The 21185-nt window shown below is 62.2% G+C and carries 18 protein-coding genes; 3 read left to right on the top strand and 15 right to left on the bottom strand.

Annotated features, from left to right (window positions below; translation table 11 throughout):
- Positions 1 to 3: 3 nt before the first annotated feature.
- Genes K0F86_RS00565 through K0F86_RS00550 form a run of 4 tightly spaced genes read right to left on the bottom strand, consistent with a single transcriptional unit; the run spans position 4 to position 4623 of the window.
- A complete protein-coding gene (locus tag K0F86_RS00565) occupies positions 4 to 1134 on the bottom strand; it encodes an enoyl-CoA hydratase/isomerase family protein (RefSeq protein WP_219132472.1) in 1131 nt (376 codons plus the stop codon).
- Entirely contained in the window at positions 1127 to 1912 is a 786-nt protein-coding gene (locus K0F86_RS00560; protein WP_219132471.1) for an enoyl-CoA hydratase, read from the bottom strand. Before K0F86_RS00560 ends, K0F86_RS00565 begins: the two co-directional genes overlap by 8 nt.
- On the bottom strand, positions 1909 to 3069 hold the full coding sequence (locus K0F86_RS00555) for an acyl-CoA dehydrogenase family protein (protein ID WP_219132470.1): 1161 nt from the start codon (positions 3067 to 3069) through the stop codon (positions 1909 to 1911). The genes K0F86_RS00560 and K0F86_RS00555 overlap by 4 nt, the downstream gene beginning before the upstream one ends.
- A gap of 9 nt (positions 3070 to 3078) precedes the next feature.
- Positions 3079 to 4623, bottom strand: coding sequence for a CoA-acylating methylmalonate-semialdehyde dehydrogenase (locus K0F86_RS00550; protein ID WP_219132469.1), 1545 nt, complete (start codon positions 4621 to 4623; stop codon positions 3079 to 3081).
- Between the two features lie 120 nt (positions 4624 to 4743).
- Between K0F86_RS00550 and K0F86_RS00545 the strand changes: the two genes are divergently transcribed.
- Positions 4744 to 6126 carry a short-chain fatty acyl-CoA regulator family protein gene (locus K0F86_RS00545; protein ID WP_219132468.1) on the top strand — a complete coding sequence of 461 codons (1383 nt, stop codon included), beginning with the start codon at positions 4744 to 4746 and terminating at the stop codon, positions 6124 to 6126.
- A gap of 1 nt (position 6127) precedes the next feature.
- On the opposite strand, the gene K0F86_RS00540 is transcribed toward K0F86_RS00545, so the two are convergent.
- From K0F86_RS00540 to K0F86_RS00510, 7 genes are read right to left on the bottom strand one after another with little or no spacing between them, the layout of a single operon-like run.
- Positions 6128 to 7183 (bottom strand): adenosine deaminase, encoded by a 1056-nt coding sequence (locus tag K0F86_RS00540; RefSeq protein WP_219132467.1) that lies wholly within the window; start codon positions 7181 to 7183, stop codon positions 6128 to 6130.
- A gap of 25 nt (positions 7184 to 7208) precedes the next feature.
- Positions 7209 to 8153, bottom strand: coding sequence for a nucleoside hydrolase (locus K0F86_RS00535; protein ID WP_257571921.1), 945 nt, complete (start codon positions 8151 to 8153; stop codon positions 7209 to 7211).
- 19 nt (positions 8154 to 8172) lie between these two features.
- Entirely contained in the window at positions 8173 to 9204 is a 1032-nt protein-coding gene (locus tag K0F86_RS00530) for an ABC transporter ATP-binding protein (RefSeq protein WP_219132466.1), read from the bottom strand.
- Between the two features lie 13 nt (positions 9205 to 9217).
- Complete coding sequence (locus tag K0F86_RS00525; RefSeq protein WP_071075235.1) at positions 9218 to 9997, bottom strand: ABC transporter permease; 780 nt, start codon at positions 9995 to 9997, stop codon at positions 9218 to 9220.
- Positions 9994 to 10833: an ABC transporter permease gene (locus K0F86_RS00520; RefSeq protein ID WP_219132465.1), complete on the bottom strand. Its 840-nt coding sequence runs from the start codon at positions 10831 to 10833 to the stop codon at positions 9994 to 9996. Before K0F86_RS00520 ends, K0F86_RS00525 begins: the two co-directional genes overlap by 4 nt.
- Before the next feature lie 21 nt (positions 10834 to 10854).
- Complete coding sequence (locus K0F86_RS00515; RefSeq protein ID WP_243136084.1) at positions 10855 to 11877, bottom strand: ABC transporter substrate-binding protein; 1023 nt, start codon at positions 11875 to 11877, stop codon at positions 10855 to 10857.
- A gap of 57 nt (positions 11878 to 11934) precedes the next feature.
- Positions 11935 to 13050: a porin gene (locus K0F86_RS00510; RefSeq protein ID WP_257571920.1), complete on the bottom strand. Its 1116-nt coding sequence runs from the start codon at positions 13048 to 13050 to the stop codon at positions 11935 to 11937.
- 227 nt (positions 13051 to 13277) lie between these two features.
- Here K0F86_RS00510 and K0F86_RS00505 point away from each other — a divergent pair, with 227 nt between their 5' ends.
- Complete coding sequence (locus K0F86_RS00505; RefSeq protein WP_219132464.1) at positions 13278 to 14195, top strand: LysR family transcriptional regulator; 918 nt, start codon at positions 13278 to 13280, stop codon at positions 14193 to 14195.
- Between the two features lie 116 nt (positions 14196 to 14311).
- On the opposite strand, the gene rsmA is transcribed toward K0F86_RS00505, so the two are convergent.
- The 4 genes from rsmA to K0F86_RS00485 form a co-directional block, all read right to left on the bottom strand.
- Positions 14312 to 15091: a 16S rRNA (adenine(1518)-N(6)/adenine(1519)-N(6))-dimethyltransferase RsmA gene (gene rsmA / locus K0F86_RS00500; protein ID WP_219132463.1), complete on the bottom strand. Its 780-nt coding sequence runs from the start codon at positions 15089 to 15091 to the stop codon at positions 14312 to 14314.
- Between the two features lie 91 nt (positions 15092 to 15182).
- A complete protein-coding gene (gene pdxA, locus K0F86_RS00495; RefSeq protein ID WP_219132462.1) occupies positions 15183 to 16238 on the bottom strand; it encodes a 4-hydroxythreonine-4-phosphate dehydrogenase PdxA in 1056 nt (351 codons plus the stop codon).
- Between the two features lie 19 nt (positions 16239 to 16257).
- Positions 16258 to 17652 (bottom strand): peptidylprolyl isomerase, encoded by a 1395-nt coding sequence (locus K0F86_RS00490; protein ID WP_257571919.1) that lies wholly within the window; start codon positions 17650 to 17652, stop codon positions 16258 to 16260.
- 103 nt (positions 17653 to 17755) lie between these two features.
- Positions 17756 to 20005 (bottom strand): LPS-assembly protein LptD, encoded by a 2250-nt coding sequence (locus K0F86_RS00485; protein ID WP_219132460.1) that lies wholly within the window; start codon positions 20003 to 20005, stop codon positions 17756 to 17758.
- 99 nt (positions 20006 to 20104) lie between these two features.
- On the opposite strand from K0F86_RS00485, the gene K0F86_RS00480 reads away from it, so the two are divergent.
- Positions 20105 to 21172, top strand: coding sequence for an aminoglycoside phosphotransferase family protein (locus K0F86_RS00480; RefSeq protein ID WP_219132459.1), 1068 nt, complete (start codon positions 20105 to 20107; stop codon positions 21170 to 21172).
- Positions 21173 to 21185: the final 13 nt, after the last annotated feature.

Below are 21185 nucleotides of genomic sequence, written 5' to 3'. Positions count from 1 at the left end.
CTTTTACTGCAGGTCGCGCAAAGGATGGCTATCCCATGGCGCCGTGAAATATTCATTGAGATACGCCGCGCTGACGTCGGCCAGGTTGGCCGGCTGCCACTGCGGCGCGTTGTCCTTGTCGATCAGCAAGGCACGCACGCCTTCGCTGAAGTCTGCGTGGGCACAACATTGCACGGCAACGATCAATTCCAGCTGGAACACTTGCGCCAGGCTCAGATGAAGAGTGCGTTCGCGCATGGCCCACACCAGCGCGGCCGAAGTGGGCGCGCCCTTGTGCAGCGAGTGGGCCGCCTTTTGCAGCCAGGCCGAATCGCCGTCATACGCGGCGATGGCGGCCACCACTTCGGACAAGGTGGGCGCTTGCGTCAGCGCGGCGATGGCGTCGAAATTGGCGCGCACTTCGGAGACGGGCAGCATCGATGCCGGGGCCGATAAGCCGCGCAGCAAACGGCTCAGCTGCTGATGGTTCGCGGGCGCATCCACTTGCCATTGCGCCAACGCCAGCGCATTGAGCACCATGGCGCGCTCTTCCTGACGCAGGAAATAATCACCGAGGCCCGCAAACAGGGCATCGGCCGCGTTCATGGGCGCGCCCGTCAAGCCCAGGAACAGGCCGCTGCGTCCCGGCATGCGGCCCAGGAACCAGCTGCCGCCCACGTCGGGAAACAGGCCGATCGTGATTTCCGGCATGGCGATGCGCGTGCTTTCCGTGACCACGCGGTGGCTGGCGCCGGCCATCAGGCCCAGGCCGCCGCCCATGACGATGCCGCCGCCCCACACCAGCAGCGGTTTCACATAGGTATGGATGCGGTGGTCGAGCCGGTATTCCTCGGCAAAGAAGGCCAGCGCCTGCGGATTCGGCACGACACCCGGCTGCTCGGCGACAGCCGAACGCAAGCTGCGCACGTCGCCGCCCGCGCAAAAGGCCTTGTCGGTCGACGATTGCAGCACCACGCAGGCGATGGCATCGTCAGCGGTCCAGCGCACCAGGGCGCCATCGATGGCGCGGATCATTTCCAGGGTCAGCGCGTGCAAGGACTTCGGTGCGTCGAGGGTGATGACGCCCAGCTTCATGCCGCCAGGACAGTCGCGTTCCTCGATTTTCACAGTTTCAATCAGGGTACTTTCAGCCATTCTTCCACTCCGCCGGACGTTTTTCCAGGAACGCTTGCACACCCTCTTTCTGGTCTTGCGTATCGAACAGGCCCAGGAACAGGGTGCGTTCATCGGGCAGGGAATTGACGAGCGGATGGCTGCGCGCGCCCTGGATCAGGGTCTTGCATGCCGTCACGCTGCTGGGGCTCTGGCGCGCCACCTTGGCGGCCAGTGCCAGCGCCGTGGCGGCGGCCTTGCCGGTTGGCACGACTTCCTCGACGAGGCCGATGGCCAGGGCCTTGGCCGCATCGACCCGCTCGCCGCATAAAATCATGCGCTTGGCCCAGCCTTCGCCCACCAGCCACGGCAAGTGCTGCGTGCCACCCGCGCACGGCAGCAAGCCGACCGATGCTTCCGGCAAGGCCATCTGCGCATGTTCTTCGGCGATGCGGATGTCGCAGGCGAGCGCGCATTCGAGCCCGCCGCCCATGGCATAGCCATTGATGGCGGCGATGCTGACGCCGCGAAACGCGGACAGCGCCTCGAACGCCTCGCCAAACGCGGCGGCCATGGCGAACGCCGTGTCTTTATTGCCATCGGCAAACACTTTCAGATCGGCGCCGGCCGAGAAGAACTTGGCGCCGCCGCCCGTGATCACGAGCGCGTACACGTCGGCGTCCGCATTCAGGTCGGCCACCAGCTCTTTCAGCGCGTTCAGGCTGGCCAGGGTCCACGTGTGGGCGGGCGGGTTGTCGAGGGTCACCAGGGCCGTATGGCCACGGCGTTCCAGCAGCAGGTTGGTATACACTTTAGTCATCGTAAGGTCTCCGTGGCGCCGTCTTTCAAAATCGCTCGCGCGACGATCAGGCGCATGATTTCATTCGTCCCTTCCAGGATTTGATGCACGCGCGTGTCGCGCACGTGGCGCTCAAGCGGGTACTCGCGGATGTAGCCGTAGCCGCCGTGCAATTGCAGCGCATCGTTGGCCACATTAAAACCCACATCCGTGGCGAAACGCTTTGCCATGGCGCAATATGCCGTCGCATCCGGGCTTTCCTGGTCGAGTTTCCAGGCTGCCAGACGCACCATCTGGCGCGCCGCCACCAGTTCCGTCAGCATGTCGGCCAGCTTGAATTGCAAGGCCTGGAACTGCGCCAGCTCGCGGCCGAACTGCGTGCGCTCCTTCATGTAGGCTTGCGCCCGCGTGAGGGCCGCCTGCGCCGTGCCCACCGAGCACACGGCAATGTTGATGCGCCCGCCATCGATGCCCTTCATGGCAATCGCAAAGCCTTCGCCTTCCGCGCCCAGCAAGTTGCCAACAGGCACTTTCACCTGGTCAAAGCTGATGATGCGCGTGGGCTGGCTGTTCCAGCCCATCTTTTCTTCTTTCTTGCCATACACGATGCCGGGCAAGTTCGCCGGCACGGCAAAGGCGGAAATGCCGGCCGCGCCCTCTCCGCCCGTGCGCGCCATGACGATCAGCATGTCCGTCTGGCCCGCGCCGGAGATAAACGCTTTCGTACCATCGAGCACGTAAAAATCGCCGTCCTTCACAGCTTTGGTGCGCAAGGAGGCCGCGTCGGAACCGGACTGCGGCTCCGTCAGGCAATAACTGGCCAGCTTCTGGCCGGCTGCCAAGGCCGGTACCCACTCGTCGCACAGGGCTTCCTGACCCCAGCGCGACAGCATCCAGGTGGCCATGTTGTGTATCGTGATGTAGGCCGTGGTCGAGGTGCAGCCGCCGGCCAGCTCCTCGAAGACGATGGCCGCGTCCTGGCGCGACAGGCCCAGGCCGCCCCAGCGCTGCGGCGTGTACAGGCCGCAAAAGCCCATCTCGCCCGCCTTGGCGATGGTGTCCACGGGGAAGATCGATTCCGCATCCCAATGCGCCGCGTGCGGCGCCAGTTCGCCTTCGGCAAACGCGCGCGCCGCCTGCTGGAACTCGCGCTGCTCGTCGCTCAATTCAAAGTCCATGCCAGCTCCTTACTTGAGGCTGATGGTGGTGTTGACCTTGCCCACCGAGGCGGCGTCCGTGAACCAGCGCTGGGTAATCGTCTGCGTCTGCGTGTAGAACAGCACGACCTGCTTGCCGAACGGGCCCAGGTCTCCCAGCTTGGAGCCGCGTGAACCCGTAAAGCTGAACAGGGGAACAGGCACGGGAATCGGCACGTTGATGCCGACCTGGCCTACGTCGATTTCTTCCTGGAAATAACGCGCGGCCGCGCCGCTTTGCGTGAACAGCGCCGTGCCGTTGCCGTTCGGATTCGCGTTCACCAGGGCGATCGCTTCATCGAGTGTGTCGACTTCGACGACGATCAGGACGGGGCCAAAGATTTCCTGGTCATACACGACCATGCCGGGTTTCACGCCGGAGAGAATCGTCGGTCCGACGAAGTTGCCATTCGGATAGCCATCAACCTTCACGTCGCGGCCATCGAGGGTCAGCACGGCACCCTGCTCGATGCCCTTGGCGACCAGGCTGAAGACGCGCTCTTTTGCCGCGCAGGAAATCACGGGACCCAGGTCAGGATTGTCCTTGCCCGCGCCCACCGTCAGGGTTTGCGCCTTGGCCGACAATTCCGGCAGCCACTCGCGCGCTGCGCCCACCAGCACGGCGACGGAGGCGGCCATGCAGCGCTGGCCGGCCGCGCCGAAGCCCGCGCCCAGCAACTGGTTCAGGGTCTGTTCTTTATTGGCGTCAGGCAAAACGACGGCGTGGTTCTTGGCGCCCATCATGCATTGCGCGCGCTTGCCGTTCAGGCTGGCGCGCTGGTACACATGCGTGCCCACTTTGCTCGATCCCACGAACGAGATGGCCTTGATGTCCGGATGGTCGCACAGGGCGTTGACCACGTCTTCACCGCCGTGGATGACGTTCAGCACGCCGGCCGGGATGCCCGCCTGCAAGGCCAGGCGCACGAGTTTTTCCGTCACCAGCGGGTCTTGCTCCGATGGTTTCAAGACGAACGTGTTGCCGCAGGCAATCGCCATCGGAAACATCCACAATGGGATCATGGCGGGGAAGTTGAACGGGGTAATGCCGGCGCATACGCCCAGCGGCTGCATCACGCTGTAGGTATCGACGCCGCCAGCCACGTTTTGCGCGTATTCGCCCATCTGCAGGGTGCCGATATTGGCAGCGTGCTCGACCACTTCCAGGCCGCGGAACACGTCGCCTTCCGCGTCGAGCAGGGTCTTGCCCTGTTCCATCGTCAGGGTGGCGGCCAGGTCGGCCATGTTTTCGCGGATCAACTGTTGCAGTTTGAGGAAGATGCGGGCGCGCGCGCCGATCGGCGTCTTGCGCCAGGTTTTAAAGGCGCGCTGGGCCGAGGCGATGGCCGCGTTGACTTCGTCCGGTGTGGCGAACGGTACACGGGCCAGCACTTCCTGCGTGGCCGGATTGACGACGTCGCGCCAGACGGTGGTTTGGGATTCCACCCACTCGCCATTGATCAGTAAGGGAACGGTCGGAATTGTAGTTTGCGTGGTCACTCGGTGTCTCCTGGTGTGGGTATGGTCTGTTTGCATTATTCGCACAATACGGCCCGCAAACAAGGCGTGAAAATGCGAGATAATGCAAAGCTGAATCTGTTAATCTGCAAATATTGTAAATTTGCAGATTCCACAAACCGGGAAAGAGGAAACGCGATGGCAAAGGTTTTCATGGGCGTGCGCCTGCAGCGGCTGCGCGAGGAACGGCGCATGACGCAGGTGGCGCTGGCCAAGGCACTAAGCATTTCGCCCAGCTATCTGAACCAGATGGAGCGCAACCAGCGCCCGCTGACGGTGCCGATTCTGTTGCGCATCGGCACGGTACTGGGGGTCGATCCGCAAATCTTTTCCGAACACGACAGCGCCAGTCTGGTGGCCGACGTGCGCGACGTGTTCGGCGAATTGCCCGACGCGCCGCCCACCTCGATGGCGGAATTGAAAATGCTGGTGGAAAACATGCCGGAACTGGCGCGCTCGATCCTGCTGCTGCAGCGGCGTTACCGGGTGATGGCGGAACGGGCCGATACGCTGGCCGCGCGCCTCGATGACGGCAGCCGCGGCGCCAGCTCGGCGGCGCCCTCCACGGACGAGGAAGTGCGCGAATACCTGAACCGGCGGCAAAACTATATCGATGAGCTGGATAGGGCGGCGGAGCTGGTGGCGGGCGAACTCGATCCCTCCCTGCGCGCGCTCGACGCGCTGCAAAGCCGGCTGCTGGAGCGCCACGGCATCCAGGTGCAACTGTCCGATGGCGACGCGGGCATGGTGCGCAAGCACCGCTTTGACGCCCAGCAACACATATTGTGGCTGCCCGACACGCTGACGGGCGGCCAGCGCGCCTTCCAGATGGCGGCGCAAATCAGCCTGCTCGAACACAGCGAGCTGATCGACGCGCTGGTGCTGGCGGCGGGACTCTCGGGCGCGGCCGCGCAAACGAGCGCGCGCCTGGCGTTCTCGAATTATTTTGCCGGCGCCCTCTTGATGCCGTATCAACGCTTCCTGCAGGCGGCGGAAACGCGCGCCTACGATATCGAGCGCCTGGCGCACCAGTTCGGCGTGGGTTTCGAGGCCGTGTGCCACCGTTTGAGCACCATGCAGCGCCCCGAGGCGGCGGGCTTGCCGTTTTTCTTCGTGCGCGTCGACCGCGCAGGCAATGTCTCGAAGCGCCAGTCGGCCACGGACTTTCACTTTTCACGGGTGGGCGGCACGTGTCCGTTGTGGATCGTCTACGACGCCTTCAGCCATCCGGGCCAGGTGCTGACGCAAGTGGCCAGCATGCCCGACGGCTGCACCTATCTGTGGATCGCGCGCCAGGTCAGCACGGCCTCGCCGGGCTTCCGGGCGCCCGGCAAGACTTTCGCCGTGGCGCTGGGCTGCGACATCTCGCAGGCACATCGGCTGATCTATTCGAAGGGACTCGATCTGCACGACCCTTCCAGCGCCACGCCGATCGGCACGGGCTGCAAGGTATGCGAGCGGCAGGCGTGTCCGCAGCGGGCGTTTCCGTCGCTGCTGGCACCACCACCGGCGTCGGCCTGATTTACTCGACGACTCTTGCCCGCAGCGCGTCGAACTCGCGCGTAAATTCCGCGCGCCAGTCGCGCCGCGTGGACTCGTCGATCCAGGCCGCGTCGAGGCCATTCAACATAAAGCCACGCATGTCATCGAGGCCGAAACCGAATTCACGCATCATCATCCAGGCGCCCGTCGGCGTCACGTGGTGCAGGGTCGGGTCGTCCGTATTCGGATGCAGTTTCAGGCCCAGCTTGGCCATGGCGCGGATCGGGTGATCGAGCGCCCAGCGCTCGGGCGCCAGGGTGCGCAAATAATAGGAATTGGTCGGCACGACCGTAAACACCAGGCCACGCTCCACGCAGCGCTGCGCCAGTTCTGGATTGTCGACGATCGTATAGCCATGGTCGACCCGGTCCACCTGCAATTGCTCGATGGCCGTCGCCACGTTCATCCACGGCATGCCGAACTCGCCCGCGTGCGCCGTGCACTTGAAGCCGGCCTCGCGCGCGGCGCGGTAGGCTTCGATGAAGAGTTCGGGCGGACGGTCGTTTTCGCGGTAGTCGATGCCGATGCCGATCACTTCCGGCGCGCGGTGCGCCTTCATCCACGCCACCATCTGCACGGCTTCGGCAGGACTGGCTTCACGATCGATGCTGGGGATCAGACGGCCGATCACGCCGAAGTCGCGCTGCGCGTCGCGGATGGCGGCCACGATGGCGTCTTGCGCCGCGTCATAGCGGATGCCCGACACGCGCACGGTGCCGGTCGGGTTCCAGAAGAACTCCGCGTAGCGCACGCCGTGGCCATGCACGTCTTCCAGGTATTCGTAGGCGAGGCAATACAGGTCGGTGGGCGAGACGATCAGGTGCGCATCGAGCGCGCGCAGCACGCGCAGCACGCCGACGGGCTTGTCGCCGCGCGTGTAAAACGCGTCGATTTCCTCGGGGGTGACGACATTGCCCGTCTTGGCGGCCAGCGCGCGGAAAGTCGCCTGGCGCACCGTGCCAAACAGGTGGCAGTGCAGCTCCACCTTCGGCATGGCGCGTACAAACTGTTCGATGCTCAGGGGGGAATTAGACATGAAGCTCGTTTCGTAGTGAAGTGGGTCAGACGAGAATGGCGGCCAGGCGGCGCATCAGGCGCTCGATGGCGGCCGGGCCATCGGCCAGCATCGCCACTTGCGTGTTGATGGGCGCGCGGCGCGGCACGCGAAATTCGCACACCGTCATGCCGCGCGTCAGTTCGCCCGTCAATTCGATGGCCACGTGAGCCGGCTGGAACTGGAACAGCTGCGGCGCTTCCAGGTACAGCGCCACCACCGGGTCGTACATGGGCATGGGCACGGAGCCGTCGGCGCTGCGGATGCGCACATACGCCTCCAGGTAGCCGGCCAGACGCAGCGCGCGCGGCGTGCCGATGGCGCGCAGGCGTGCCACTTCCGCATTCGTCACCAGCAGTTGGCGGCACAGGTTCAGGCCGAACATGCGCAGCGCAATGCCGGAATTGAACACCTGGGCGGCCGCTTCCGGGTCGGCGTAGATATTGAATTCGGCCGCCGCCGTGTGGTTGCCTTGGTCGGTCGAGCCGCCCATCAGGATGATTTCGACGATTTTCCCGGCGATGTCGGGCGCCTTGGCCAGCGCGGTTGCGATATTGGTCATCGGCGCAATCGCCATGATGGTGATCTGGCCAGGATGCTTGCGCACGGCGGCGATCAGCGCGTCGACGGCGTGGCCGGCCGCGTCAACGGCGGCGCCCGGTGGCAGGATGTCGCCCGTCGTCGGCATGCCGCTGTCGCCGAGGATGCGCTGCGCCGTTTCGATCACGCCGGCCAGCGGTTCTTCGCAGCCCCGGTAAATGGGCACCATCAAGCCGTCATGCGCCTTGATGCGCAAGGCATTGTCGTAAGTGATGGCGACGGGCGCATTGCCCGCCACCACGCTCACGCCCAGCCACTCGATGTCGGGATTGCTGCCAAGCAGCAACATCGTCAGCCAGTCGTCGAAACCGGGATCGGTGTCGAGCCAGATTTTTTTCAAGGCTTGGGTCATGATGCGCTCCATTCAGAAATCACGCGCCCAGCCACAGGGCGCTGTCGGACGGCAGCACGAACGACACGGCCGTGCCTTCGCGCCAGGTGGCGCCACCGGCCGCGCAAATGCCCTTGACCTGGCCCAGCGGCGTTTGCAGCAGGTATTCGACGGTGTCGCCCAGGAAGCCACGCGCCAGCACGGTGCCAGGATACTGTCCTGCCGCGTCGTCGGCCGCGCAGACGCGCACCTTGTCCGGACGCCAGCCCAGCACCGTGGTGCCGGCAGCGACGGCAGACGTGTACGGCAGGCTGGCGCCCGCGTGGTGCAGCGCGCCGTCGCGGTAGTCGAACAGGTTTTCGAAACCCATGAAGTTGGCGACGAAACGCGTCGACGGCGTATTGAAGACGGCTTCCGGCGCGGCCAGCTGCTCGATGCGCCCGCCGTTCATGACGACGATGCGGTCGGACAAAGCCAGCGCTTCTTCCTGGTCATGCGTCACGTACAGCATGGTGATGCCCAGTTCGCGCTGGATGCGGCGCAGCTCGGCGCGCATCTGCACGCGCAGCTTGGCGTCCAGGTTTGACAGCGGTTCATCGAGCAGCAGCAGGGCCGGTTCGACGACGATGGCGCGCGCCAGCGCCACGCGCTGCTGCTGGCCGCCCGACATCTGCGCCGGCAAACGCGTCTCGAACCCCGTCAGTCCCACGGCGGCGATCACGGCTTCCACCTTGGTTTTCAGCAGGGCCGGCGCGACCTTGCGCAGGCGCAAACCGAAAGCGATGTTGTCGTACACATTCAGGTGCGGGAACAGCGCGTACGACTGGAACACCATGCCGATATTGCGCTTGTTCGGCGCCAGCTTGCCGATTTCGCGGCCGTCGAGCACGATGCGGCCCGACTGCAGCGGCATCAGGCCGGCGATCGCGCGCATGGTGGTGGTCTTGCCGCAGCCGCTGGGGCCCAGCAGGGAAATCAGTTCGCCCTGCTCGACGTGCAAGTCCAGGTCTTTCACGGACGTCGTGTTCTTGGCGTAGCCGAGGTTCAGCTTGTGCAGTTCCAGATAACTCATCGTGTGTTGCCTCTTACATGTATTTAGAAATGCCCAGCACCTTCTCGGTCACCATCACGAAGGCCATGGTGAACAAGACCAGCAAGGTCGACAAGGCAGCGATCGACGGGTCGAAGCTGTTTTCCATATGCCCCAGCATCTCGATGGGCAAGGTGCTGATGCCCGGTCCCGTCAGGAACAGCGACACGGGCACCTGGTTGAACGAGGTGACGAAGGCGAGGAAGAAGGCGGCGATCACGGCGTTGCGGATGTTCGGCAGCACGATCATGAAGAACGCGCGCAGGCGCGACGCGCCCAGCGTGATGGCGGCATCCTCGATATCCACGCGCAAATTGACCAGGCTGGCGTACACCACGCGCACCGAGTACGGGATCAGCAGCGCGATATGGCCGATCAACAGGCCCACGTAGACGGGCGCATTGATGGTGAGGACCAGGTGATGCAGCAAGCCCAGGCCGACGAGGATGGCGGGAATGATCAGCGGCGACGTCAGGATCTGGCGGATAACGCCGATGCCGGGCGGCGGCATGCGCGAAAACGCATACGCGACGGGGATGCCCAGCAACAGCGCGATGACGGTCGCGATCAGGCCGATTTCCAGGCTGGTCTGGAAGGCGCGGCGGAACTCGGGCGCCGCCCACACTTCCAGAATCCAGCGCAGCGAATACGACTCGGGCGGGAAGGCCAGCGTTTCGCCGCCGCTAAAACCGGCCAGCACGACGATGGCGAAAGGCCCCAGCAGGAACAAAAACACCAGCCATAAAACGGCACGTGAAAACAAGCTTTCTTTCATACGGAGCTCCGGCTCGAGGAAATACGTTTAAGGCCGGCATTCACCAGCAGGGTCATGCAGACGAGGATGACGGCGATCACATTCGCGGCGCCAAAATCGCTCTCCACGCTGACCTTCTGGTACAGCAGCGTTTCCAGCATCAGCACCTTGGTGCCGCCCAAGAGGGCCGGCGTCACGTAGGCCGTCACGCAGCCCGTAAACACCAGCGTGCCGCCAACGACCAGGCCTTCCTGCGTCAGCGGCAGGGTGACCTTGCAAAACACTTGCCATGGATTCGCGCCCAAAGTCGCCGCAGCCGGTTCCACGTCGCGCGGCAGGTTTTCCAGCGCACCGGCCAGCGACATCAGCATCAGCGGCAGCAGCAATTGCAGCAGGCCGACAAACACGGCAAATTCACTGAACAGCAAACGCAGCGGCTCGTCCGTGAACCCCATGTTGACGAGCGCCGCGTTGAGGGCGCCGTTACGGCCCAGCAGCACGATCCACGCGTAGGTACGCGCAATCGGCGAGACCATCAGCGGCAGAATCATCATGCCCACCACCAGGCCGCGCCACTTCGGCGACACGCGCGCCACGGCTTGCGCGGCCGGGTAGCCGAGGATGATGGCCGCCAGCGTCACCAGCGCGGCGATGCGCAGGGTGCGCCAGAAGATGGTGCGGTTGAATTCCTGCGAGAAGAATTCAACGAAGCGGTCAACGCCCCACTGCATGCCGTCGCCGACGCGAAAGGCGTCGACCAGCAAGGCCAGCACGGGCAGCAGGAAGCAGACGACGATAAAGATCAGCGCCGGCAGGACCAGCAGCAGTCCCAGGCGCTTTTTTGGATCAGCAAACATGGTGTTTTCTCCTCGTCACCACTATTTGCTCATGGCCTTGTTCCACTGCGTCATCCAGTTGCTGCGCTGCTTGAGGATGGTTTCCGGCTTGACGAATTTCAGCGAGCTGATTTGATCGGCGCCATAGGTATTGAATTGCGCGGCCGCCACGGACAGGCGCACGTCCTTGTTGACGGGCGAGTCGACCAGGTTGGTTGCCAGCTGCGTCTGCACTTCCTTGGACAGCCAGAAATCCATCAGCTGGTAGGCCAGGTCCGCATTCTTCGAGCCGGCCACGATGCCCATCACGTTCATGCCGGCCGCCTGGCCTTCGGCCGGGATGCTCCATTTCAGGGGCAGGCCCGTCTTGAGCATTTGCGACCACGTAAAGCGCGCCACGGGCGCGGCCCAGATTTCATCCTGCGCGAACAATGCCGCGAGCTGCGCGCTGTTCTTCGAGAACGTGACGACGTTGCCCTTCATGCCGACGATCTTGGCAAAGCCGGTGGCATAGTCGTCCGTCTTGCCGCCCCAGGCCGCATCGGCCATGCGCAGCATCAACGGGCCCTGCGTGGTGCTCACGTCGGGGAAGGCCACGCGGCCTTTCAGTTCGGGGCGCCACAGGTCCTTCCAGGACGTCAGCGGGGCGATCTTGTCGCTGCGGTACACCAGGCCCACGGAATACAGCGTGTAGCCGACGGCGTAGTTGCCGCCGATGGGGTTTTTCGCCACGTCGTACAGGGCTTTGTAATTACTCAGCTTGGCATAATCCATGGGCTGGATCACGCCTTTTTGCGCCGCTTCCAGCATGCCGGAATCGGACAGCAGCACCAGGTCGATCACCGGGTTCTTGGCGTGCACCACCAGCTTGGCGATGCGGTCCGCGTTATTCCCCGTTTCCACCTTGATATCGCACCCGCATTTGGCCTTGAACGGCTCGTACACATACTTCATGAACAAGGGCTGGGCAATCGGATAGGCCGAAATGACCAGCTCGCGTTTTTCCGCGTGGGCGGCGTTAGCCAGCAAGCCTAGGCTCAACGCCAACATGAGGTGCTTTTTCAAGATGCTTCCTTTCAGGGGGCGGCGCTGCGGGACAGCGCCTGTAAAGATGAATCAGAATCAGAAATAATGTCGCATGCCGACGATCAGGACGCTTTGCGTCTTGCCGGCCGAGGCGCCAAAGCCGAACACGCGCGCGAACGTCGCATCGCCGGCCGCTTTCTGGTAGCTCCAGGTGACGGCGACATCGGTGCGCTTGGACAGGAAGTAATCGGCCTGGAAGTTGACCTGATGCCATTTCGGCGTCTTGTTGATCACGTCATATTTTCCGGTGGTATAGAAATACGACGCGCCCAGGTTCAGCGCTTCCGTCAGCTTGTGGTTCACGTTCAGGTCCACGTTTTGCAAGGTCAGATTGCTTTGATCCAGATAGTGGTAGCGCACGTTGGTGTACAGCGCGCCAAACTTGGTCCTGCCCACATTATAAAAGCCTCCCGTGCCGGCGATGGCCTGGCTGTCCACGCCAGCGCCCTTGACGGCGCTCTTGTTGAAAATCAACAGGGAACTGCCATAGTCGTTGCCGATGGCGCCATTCGGCGCGTCGGGGCTGTTCGGGTGATCCATCTTCGTATAGGCGACGGCCCAGCTGAAGGCATCGACCTTGTAGCCGGCGCCCATGCTGTAGACGCGGTTGCGCTTGGAGTCCGCCGGATTTTCGCTGAAGCCATACAAGCCCGTGAACGACAGCTTGCTGATGTTCGGGCTGACATACTTGACGGCGTTTTGCACGCGCAGGTTGTTGTAGCCATTGTCGTTATCGCCGATGTGCACGCCGTTACTGGCGATGACCACGGGGCCCAGCAGGTCCTTGATGGCTTCATACTGGCGCCCCAGGGTGAGCGTACCCTTGTCGTTGCTCGACAAGCCCACATACGACTGGCGGCCGAACAGGCGGCCGCTTTGCGCAGCCGTGCCCGTCATCACGTTAAAACCGTTTTCCAGCACAAAGACGGCCTTGGTGCCGTCGCCCAGGTCTTCCTGGCCGCGGAAACCGATGCGGGGATTCTGATTCGTGCCGCTCAGCGCATGCGTGCGGCTGCCGTTACCCTCATCCGACACATAGCCGATACCGGCCGACAGCAGTCCATACACTTGCACGCTGCTTTGCGCCTGCGCCGCGCCCTGCGCCGCCAGCAAGCCACCCACCACCATCGTTCCCGTCATCCATTTGTTCATCGCCGCCACCCTAAAAAGAATAAACCCTGAGTTTTTTTGGAATTATTTTATTGATGCGTCCCTTGCCTGACGCGCCGCCGCACGTGCCGGTGCCGCATTCCAGGCGCTTCTCCTGAATACTATTGCTTTCAAGACAAGTAAAGACCAGTCCAGAATATGGTAAATTGCGGGATAAGAAAATTTGTTTATTTTTATAAATCCATTACTTTTTCTAATAAGCAACGCCCATGCATGAACTGAGCAAGAAGATTTCCTTACGACATTTGCAAGCGTTTGCCACCCTAGCCCGGGTAAACAGCTTCAGCAAGGCTGCACAGGAATTGTGCGTGACCCAACCGGCCCTCAGCGCGTCGATCAAGCTGCTGGAAAATCAACTGGGAAAAAAGTTGTTTAACCGCACAACCCACCAGCTGGAACTGACGCGCGAAGGCAAGCTGGCGCTCGATTACGCCACGCATTTATTGAATACGGCGAGCAACACTTTTGCCGATATCCAGCGCGCCATCGGCAGCGGCCGGCACCGCATCCGCATCGGCGCGATTCCGTCGGCCATGGCGATGACGGCCGTGGTGGTGGCGCGCTACAGCGAGCAGCATGGCGATGAAGTGGAAATCGTCCTGTCGGACATGCCCAACGATGGCTTGCTGCACGCGCTGCATTCGGGCCAGCTGGACTTTTGCGTGGGCATCGAGGTGCCCGGTTCCATCTCGCTGGAAAGCGTGGGCCTGTTCGAAGACGAGCTGGTGCTGGTGACGGCGGGGCGCCATGCGCTGGCGCCGCTCAAGGAAGTGCGCTGGGAGCAGCTGGCGGGCCAGGAAATCGTCGTGTTTACCAAGGGCAGCATCTGGGAATTCGCCTCGAGCGCGCTGCGCCAGCATGGCTTGAGCCCGTCGAACCTGTACCAGATGATCCACAGCGAGTCGCTGTATGGCGTGGTGCGCGCCGGCATCGCCGTGGGCATCATGCCCAGCCTGTACACGACTTTCCTCAATGACGAGGATCTGCACGTGGCGCCGCTGCGCCAGCCCACCTGCAAGCGCAAGATCGCCTTGATGCGGCGCAATGAAATCAGCCGCAACCACCATGTGGACGACTGTTTTTCAGCGTTGCGGCAGGATTTACAGCAAGTCGACCAGTGGTTTTGATTAACCCCAACCGATGAACAGCCGGGGTCGGCCCTTCCGGGGTCGGAATGTTCCCCATTGGGCAACATTCCCCCTGAGGGTCTGACCCCAGTCCTCGCCCTTGGGTTTGGCAACGCTTACACAGGTGCTTTGAGCAAATTCGCCAAAGCAACATACTGCTCCAGCCCCACGGTTTCCGGACGTTTGGTCGGGTCGATGCCGGCCGCCTTGATCTGCTCTTCCGTAAACATGCCGGCCAGGCAGTTGCGGATCACCTTGCGGCGCTGCGAGAAGGCCTTCATGACGACCGCTTCCAGCGTCGCCTGGTCGCACGCCAGGCGCTCGGCCACGGGGATCATGCGCACGATGGCCGATTCCACCTTCGGCGGCGGATCGAAGGCCGTCGGCGGCACGATGAACATCAAGGTCATGTCGTAGCGCCATTGCAGCATCACGGACAGGCGGCCAAACGCCTTGCTGCCCGGCTCGGCCACCATGCGCTCGACGACTTCCTTTTGCAGCATGAAATGCTGGTCTTTCACCAGCGGCGCGAAGTCCGCCAGGTGGAACAGCAGCGGGCTGGAAATGTTGTACGGCAAGTTGCCCACGATGCGCAACTTCTGGCCGGCCGGCACGGGAATTTGCGCGAAATCAAACTTCAGCGCGTCGCCCGAGTGGATCGTCAGCTTGGCCGGATTGAAGGTCTTTTCCAGGCGCACGATCAGGTCGCGGTCCAGTTCCACCACATGCATCTGCTTCAGGTGGCGCAGCAACTGCTCCGTCATGGCGCCCAGGCCGGGGCCGATCTCGACCATGGCATCGTCCTCCTGCGGCGCGATGGCGGCCGTGATGTCGTTGAGGACGAAGCGGTCGTGCAGGAAGTTCTGGCCAAAGCGTTTGCGGGCAACGTGTTTCATATTCTGTTTTCTATCAATGCGGTAAAGCCGGCACAGGCCGGCGGGATCGTTGAGCAGGCAGCGTCGGGTTACGCCTTGCGGCTAACCCGACCTACGCTCTGGTCGGGGTGCTGGCGCGCAGCATGTCGAGCGCCGTTTGCAGCGCCTGCTCCATGCTGTGGCAATCAGCCAGCCCCAGCCCTTGCGCGGCCAGGTCCAGCGCCGTGCCATGGTCGACCGAGGTGCGGATCAGCGGCAAGCCCAGGGTGATATTGATGCCGCGCCCGAAGGTCGCGTATTTCAGCACGGGCAAGCCCTGGTCGTGGTACATGGCCAGCACGCAATCGGCGTCGGCCAGGTATTTGTGCTGAAACAGGGTGTCGGCAGGGTACGGTCCGCGCGCATCGATGCCGCGCGCTTGCGCCGCGGCAATCGCCGGGGCGATCACATCGATTTCCTCGCGCCCCAGGTAACCGCCCTCGCCCGCATGCGGGTTCAGGCCGGTCACCAGGATGCGCGGCGCGGCGATGCCGAATTTCTGTTGCAAGTCTGTCTGAATGATATCCAGGGTGACGGCCAGGCGGTCCAGGGTGATGGCGGCGGACACGTCCTTCAAGGGCAAATGCGTGGTGGCCAGCGCCACGCGCAGGGTCGGTTCGCCGTGTCCCGGTTCGCCGGCCAGCATCATCACCACTTGCGGTGTGTTGGTTTTTTCTGCCAGGTATTCCGTATGGCCGGAAAAAGCCACGCCGGCGTCGTTGATCGTGCTCTTTTGCAAGGGCGCCGTGACCATGGCGCCAAACCAGCCGGCTTCGACGCCTTCCACGGCCGCGTCCAGGGTCGCCAGCACGGAGCGCCCGTTTTCCTTGTCGAGTACGCCAGGAATGACATTATTGACAGTCGGAATATCGATCACGGCCAGGCGGTCGGGGCCGAAATGCGGCAGGCCGTTGTTGCGCACGGCTTGCAGCGACAGCGCCGCCAGGCGGATCTCCGGATCGATCAGGCTGGCCGTCAGCGCCAGGAAGGCGGCGTCGCCCAGCAGGATGCAGTTGACGTCATTGCGCATGGCCCAGGCCGCGCGTATGGAGATTTCCGGGCCGACACCGGCCGGTTCGCCACAGGTAATGGCGATGGCCGGGCGGCGTGATGCAGGCAAATTACTCATGCGCAAATAATTGGCAGCATTACTGGTCGTCCGCGCGGAATTCGACGTAGGCACGGTCGCGTACTTCGCGCGCCCAGTTTTCCGTCGCTTCTTCCAGCTTGCGTTCGCGCAAGGCGTTACGTGCGGCGCTGCGCTGCTTCTCTTTCGAGACGTCGTCGCTCTTGCGTTCCAGCACTTCGATCAGGTGGAAGCCAAAGCTCGATTCGATCGGCTCGCTCACTTCGCCCGGTTTCAGTGCATTCATCGCCGTTTCAAATTCCGGTACGGTATCGCCTGGATACAGCCAGCCCAGGTCGCCTCCCTTGGCGGCCGAACCGTCGTTCGAGAACAAGCGGGCCAGGTCTTCGAACTTGGCGGCCTTGTTATCGAGACGCTCTTTCAATTCGGCCAATTTGCGCTTGGCTTCGGCCGCCGACAAGGTCGGCGTCACTTTCAGCAGGATATGGCGCGCATGCGTCTGCTGCACGGCAGCGACCGCTTGTGCTTCGGCCGCGCTGCGGCGGTCCACCAGCTTCAGGATGTGGAAACCGGTGTTGCTCTTGATGATGGGCGTGATCTGGCCCGGCTTCAATTTCAGCAGTTGCTCCGTGAACAGGGGCGGCAAACGGTCGCTATTGCGCCAGCCGATATCGCCACCGCTCAGCGCATCGCTGGCGTCGGAATAGGTGGCGGCCATCTTGGCAAAATCGGCGCCCGTGCGCAACTGGCGGCTGACTTCTTCGGCGCGCGCGCGGCGCGCGGCGATCTGTTCAGGGCTGGAGTTTTCCGGAATGCGCACGAGAATCTGCGCCAGGTTCAGCTCCACCTGTTCGCTGGCCGCCGCTTTTTCCGCTTCCAGGAAGTTATCCACTTCGGAATCGGAAATCTGGATCTTGGCGTCGACTTCATGCTCGCGCAAGCGCTGCATGATGATTTCATCGCGGATTTCTTCGCGGAAGGTCGCAAACGGCGTGCCTTCTTTTTCCATCTGGTTGCGCAGCTCTTGCACCGTCATCTTTTGCTGTTCAGCAATACGGGCAATCGCGCGGTCCAGGGTCAGGTCATCCACGCGCACGCCCATTTCCTTGGCCAGTTGCATTTGTGCGCGCTCAACGATCATGCGCTCCAGCAATTGACGACGCAGGTCGGCGGGATCGGGCACGGGAATATTCTGCGCCTTCATGCGCTGCTCCACGCTCTTGATGCGGGCCGCCACTTCATTGCGCGTAATCACATCGTCATTGACGACGACGGCGATGGAGTCGATGCTCTGGCCACTGCTCGAGGCCGGTGGTGTGAAGCCCTTGACCGGTGCTGGAGCAGCGGCAGCGGGCTTGTTCGCAGGCGCTGGTGCAGCCTGTTGCGCCCAGACACTACTGGTCGTGGCGCCGGAAATGGCGCACAACAAAACCGTTGCAATTTTGAGTTGGTGCATACTGGCATTACGCATAATGTGTAGAGCGCTCATGAGTTCAGGTGAATAAAAAAACCGGTTTGTGCCAGCGCCGGGAACACCGGCGGCGGCAACGGTGCCTATCTTAACGGAGTGGCTGGCTCAGTGGCTGGTAGCCAGGTATGGTTTTGGTAAATGTTTCCAGCCCATTCGTGCCCAGACCCAGGCCATTCGACAGCCCAGTCAGTTCCAGCTGGAAGAAAATCGGCGTCGAGGCCTTGTTGGCAGAAGTCACGAAACGCTGCGCTCCCATGCGGAATACCCAGCAGTCGCCCTTGTACTCCAGGCCGACCAGGCTTTCCAGCATGCGCCGGTCCAGCAGGGAGTAACTGATGCGTCCCACGCCATACAAGCGGTCCGTCAATGGCCATTGCGTCGACACTTCCGCATTGCGTATGCTGCCACGCTGAAAACGGTTACTAAAGTTCAATACTTTCTTGGCACCTGGCTGATATTGCAAGGAGTACGTCGAGCTCATCAACTGGCGATCGCTGGGATTGTACTGCACCAGGCTATCGACGGTCCAAGTCTCCGACACGCGGCCCGTTGCTGCCAGCAGGATATCCGAACGCGACTGATTGACGGGCGTGGTCGAATAGAGCTGCACACGCTGGTCGGCAAAGTAGAAACGCTGGCCGAAGGTCAGACGCATGCGCTCCGTGCCGTCCGACTGCAAGAAGCGCGAAACGACAGCGGCCGTGACCTGGTTGGCATCACCGATACGGTCGCTGCCAACAAAACGGTTTTCCGTGAAGATCTGCGTCAGGTTGAACGTGCCGGCTGCCGTATCGAAATTCGGGAACTGCGACTGGTCGCGGTATGGCGTATAGACGTAGAACAGGCGCGGCTCCAGGGTTTGCGTACCGCCCTTGGCGCCAAACAGATTCGAGTCGCGTTCGAACACCAGGCCGCTGTCGACCGAAAAGGTGGGCACGGCGCGCGTAAACGACGTGTCCGGAAACAGTGCCTTGGTCCTGGCATCGTTGTCGAGCTGATACGCGCTGGCATTGAGCATCAGCTTGGGCGTGATGAAGTAGCCAGGGCGCACGATGGGGAAACTCACCTGCGGCACGACCACGAGGCGCGACCCTTGCACCAGCGTCGGGTGCGCGAAGCGCGTCGCTTCCGCGTCGAAGGTCCAGTCGAAACCGCCCCAGACGTCATATTTACCAGCGTGAAAGTTTACCGCCGGCAAACGGTCATACGGCCGCGACACAGTCAGACTGGGATCTTTGGCGGCATCGGGGTCTTGCAACACCTGATAATTCTGCACGCGCGCCGTCAGGCTCCAGTCCTCGGTGCGGTAATCGGTGCGCAATTCGCGCAGCAACTGGCGCTCGGTGGCGGAGGCGACGTTTTTCGAAAAATCGTTCGGGTAATTATTGTCCGATGCGTCGCGCAGATCCCAGCTGTACGTCCAGTCCTTGGCCAGCGCCTGCTCGTGCTTGGACTTGATCATGTAGCGGTTGGTCTTGGTTTGCTTGTCATTAGGCAAGAACTCAACCGACGTTTCACCGCTGTACAAGCCGGCATCCGTCTCGCCCATGTAGCGGCCCGTCGCACCGAGCTGGATGCCGCGCCGCTGAATGTAGCGCGGGAACAGCGTCAGGTCGCGGTTCGGCGCGATGTTCAGGTAATACGGCATCAGCAGCTCGAAACCGTTCTTCGAGGCAAAGCCCGGCGTGGGCGCCAGCCAGCCCGAGCGGCGCGCGCCCGACAGCGAAAACGAGATGCCCGGCGTGCCCAGGATCGGCACGTCCTTGAAATAGATGATGGTCTTGCTGCCCGTCCCCACGTCGCGGCCCGTATCGAGGTTCAAGGTGCTCGATTTCAGGTACCAGTCCGGATTCGGCCCTTCGCAGGTACTGTACGTACCTTCGATGACATTGGCTTCGTCGGGGTTGATGAAGTCGACGCGCTCGGCCTTGCCCCGGCCGCCGCCCACTTCGAAGCGGTACGTCGGGTTAAGCAGGAAACCCTTGCCGGTCTCCATGTTCAGCTTCAGGACGTCACCCGTGTAGTAATCGCCAAAACGCCACATCTTGATATGGCCCTCGGCGTCGAACTGATCTTCAACTTGTTTGTAACAAGCTGTATCGGCCGTCATTTTTGTGGTTTTTCCGCGCTCAATCACGACATTTTTATCGAGATTGATCTCCCTTTCGGGTCGTCCGTTCATGCTGTTCGCCGTCATGACGGTGGGCGCGTCGGGATCTTCCACATGAACCGGACGCGGTGCTTTCTGGGCGTGAACAGGCACCGTCGTGGCGGCGACGAGCGCGCTGATGGCGAAAGCCCAGCGCTGCGAAGGGGGGGAGGCCGAAAACCAGCTCATGAATTGGAAGGGGCAAGCACCATTGAGAGGCGATTTTTTGATTTGAATCCCTTATTATATGGGAATCTGCATCATCAACCCGATTCCACAGGCCGCTTAATGTCATTCTCTTCCAATTCCTCCACCGCGCCGGCCCAGGCCGACGCTCGCCTGACCCTGTTGAAAGCCTGGTTGACCTCGCTTAACCTCGTCGCGCCCGAATCCGCCCGCCCCGCTTCCAGCGATGCCAGCTTCCGCCGCTACTACCGTCTCGATATGCTTCCTGGCAATACAACATTGCCAGGAAGTACACTGATTGCCATGGATGCGCCGCCCGAGCGCGAAAACGTGCCCGCCTTTGTCAAGGTGGCCGGCTTGCTGAAAGGCGCCGGCGTGTCCGTGCCCGAGATCTTCGCGCAAGACCTGGACAACGGCTTCCTGCTGCTCTCCGACCTGGGCACGACCACGTATCTCGACGCACTGAACCACGACAATGCCAGCGTGCTGTACGCCGAAGCGCTGGAATCGTTGATGAAAATCCAGCTGGCCAGCCAACCGGACGTCTTGCCCGAGTTCGACCGCGCCTTCATCCTGCGCGAAATGCATCTGTTCCCGGAATGGTTCATCGGCAAGCACCTGGGCGCCACCTTGACGGATGTACAACAAACCCAGCTGGACAAGGTCTTCGAGGCCATCACGGCAAATATTTTGTCGCAACAACAAGTATTCATGCACCGCGACTACCATTCGCGCAATTTGATGCACATCAACGACGGTTCGATTCCGAATCCCGGCATCCTCGACTTCCAGGACGCCGTCTTCGGTCCCATCACCTATGACATCGCCTCGCTGCTGCGCGACGCCTACATCCAATGGGATGAAGAACTGGTGCTCGACTGGGTGATACGCTACTGGCAACGCGCCAAGCAGCTGGGCTTGCCCGTGAATCCCGACATCGATGCCTTCTACCGCGATTTCGAATTCACGGCCCTGCAGCGCCACCTGAAAATCCTCGGCCTGTTCTCGCGCCTGAATTACCGCGACGGCAAGGATCTGTACATGGGCGACCTGCCAACCGTGCTCGATTATGTGCGCAAGACCGCCAACCGCTACACGGAACTCAAGCCGCTGGTGCGTTTGCTGGACGCCCTGGAAAACAAGACCCCACAAGTCGGCTACACATTCTGATCACTTCAGAGCA

This window comes from Janthinobacterium sp. UMAB-60 (assembly GCF_900095235.1).
Classification (GTDB): Bacteria; Pseudomonadota; Gammaproteobacteria; order Burkholderiales; family Burkholderiaceae_D; genus Janthinobacterium.
Note: the sequence above shows the minus strand (reverse complement) of the source record. Positions and strands in the feature narration are given on the sequence as shown.

Bases quoted from the DNA above. Each gene is read 5' to 3' on its own strand.
- K0F86_RS00565 (WP_219132472.1), bottom strand. From the start codon at position 1,134: ATGGCTGAAAGTACCCTGATTGAAACTGTGAAAATCGAGGAACGCGAC.
- K0F86_RS00560 (WP_219132471.1), bottom strand. From the start codon at position 1,912: ATGACTAAAGTGTATACCAACCTGCTGCTGGAACGCCGTGGCCATACG.
- K0F86_RS00555 (WP_219132470.1), bottom strand. From the start codon at position 3,069: ATGGACTTTGAATTGAGCGACGAGCAGCGCGAGTTCCAGCAGGCGGCG.
- K0F86_RS00550 (WP_219132469.1), bottom strand. From the start codon at position 4,623: ATGCAAACAGACCATACCCACACCAGGAGACACCGAGTGACCACGCAA.
- K0F86_RS00545 (WP_219132468.1), top strand. From the start codon at position 4,744: ATGGCAAAGGTTTTCATGGGCGTGCGCCTGCAGCGGCTGCGCGAGGAA.
- K0F86_RS00540 (WP_219132467.1), bottom strand. From the start codon at position 7,183: ATGTCTAATTCCCCCCTGAGCATCGAACAGTTTGTACGCGCCATGCCG.
- K0F86_RS00535 (WP_257571921.1), bottom strand. From the start codon at position 8,153: ATGACCCAAGCCTTGAAAAAAATCTGGCTCGACACCGATCCCGGTTTC.
- K0F86_RS00530 (WP_219132466.1), bottom strand. From the start codon at position 9,204: ATGAGTTATCTGGAACTGCACAAGCTGAACCTCGGCTACGCCAAGAAC.
- K0F86_RS00525 (WP_071075235.1), bottom strand. From the start codon at position 9,997: ATGAAAGAAAGCTTGTTTTCACGTGCCGTTTTATGGCTGGTGTTTTTG.
- K0F86_RS00520 (WP_219132465.1), bottom strand. From the start codon at position 10,833: ATGTTTGCTGATCCAAAAAAGCGCCTGGGACTGCTGCTGGTCCTGCCG.
- K0F86_RS00510 (WP_257571920.1), bottom strand. From the start codon at position 13,050: ATGAACAAATGGATGACGGGAACGATGGTGGTGGGTGGCTTGCTGGCG.
- K0F86_RS00505 (WP_219132464.1), top strand. From the start codon at position 13,278: ATGCATGAACTGAGCAAGAAGATTTCCTTACGACATTTGCAAGCGTTT.
- rsmA (WP_219132463.1), bottom strand. From the start codon at position 15,091: ATGAAACACGTTGCCCGCAAACGCTTTGGCCAGAACTTCCTGCACGAC.
- pdxA (WP_219132462.1), bottom strand. From the start codon at position 16,238: ATGAGTAATTTGCCTGCATCACGCCGCCCGGCCATCGCCATTACCTGT.
- K0F86_RS00490 (WP_257571919.1), bottom strand. From the start codon at position 17,652: ATGCACCAACTCAAAATTGCAACGGTTTTGTTGTGCGCCATTTCCGGC.
- K0F86_RS00485 (WP_219132460.1), bottom strand. From the start codon at position 20,005: ATGAGCTGGTTTTCGGCCTCCCCCCCTTCGCAGCGCTGGGCTTTCGCC.
- K0F86_RS00480 (WP_219132459.1), top strand. From the start codon at position 20,105: ATGTCATTCTCTTCCAATTCCTCCACCGCGCCGGCCCAGGCCGACGCT.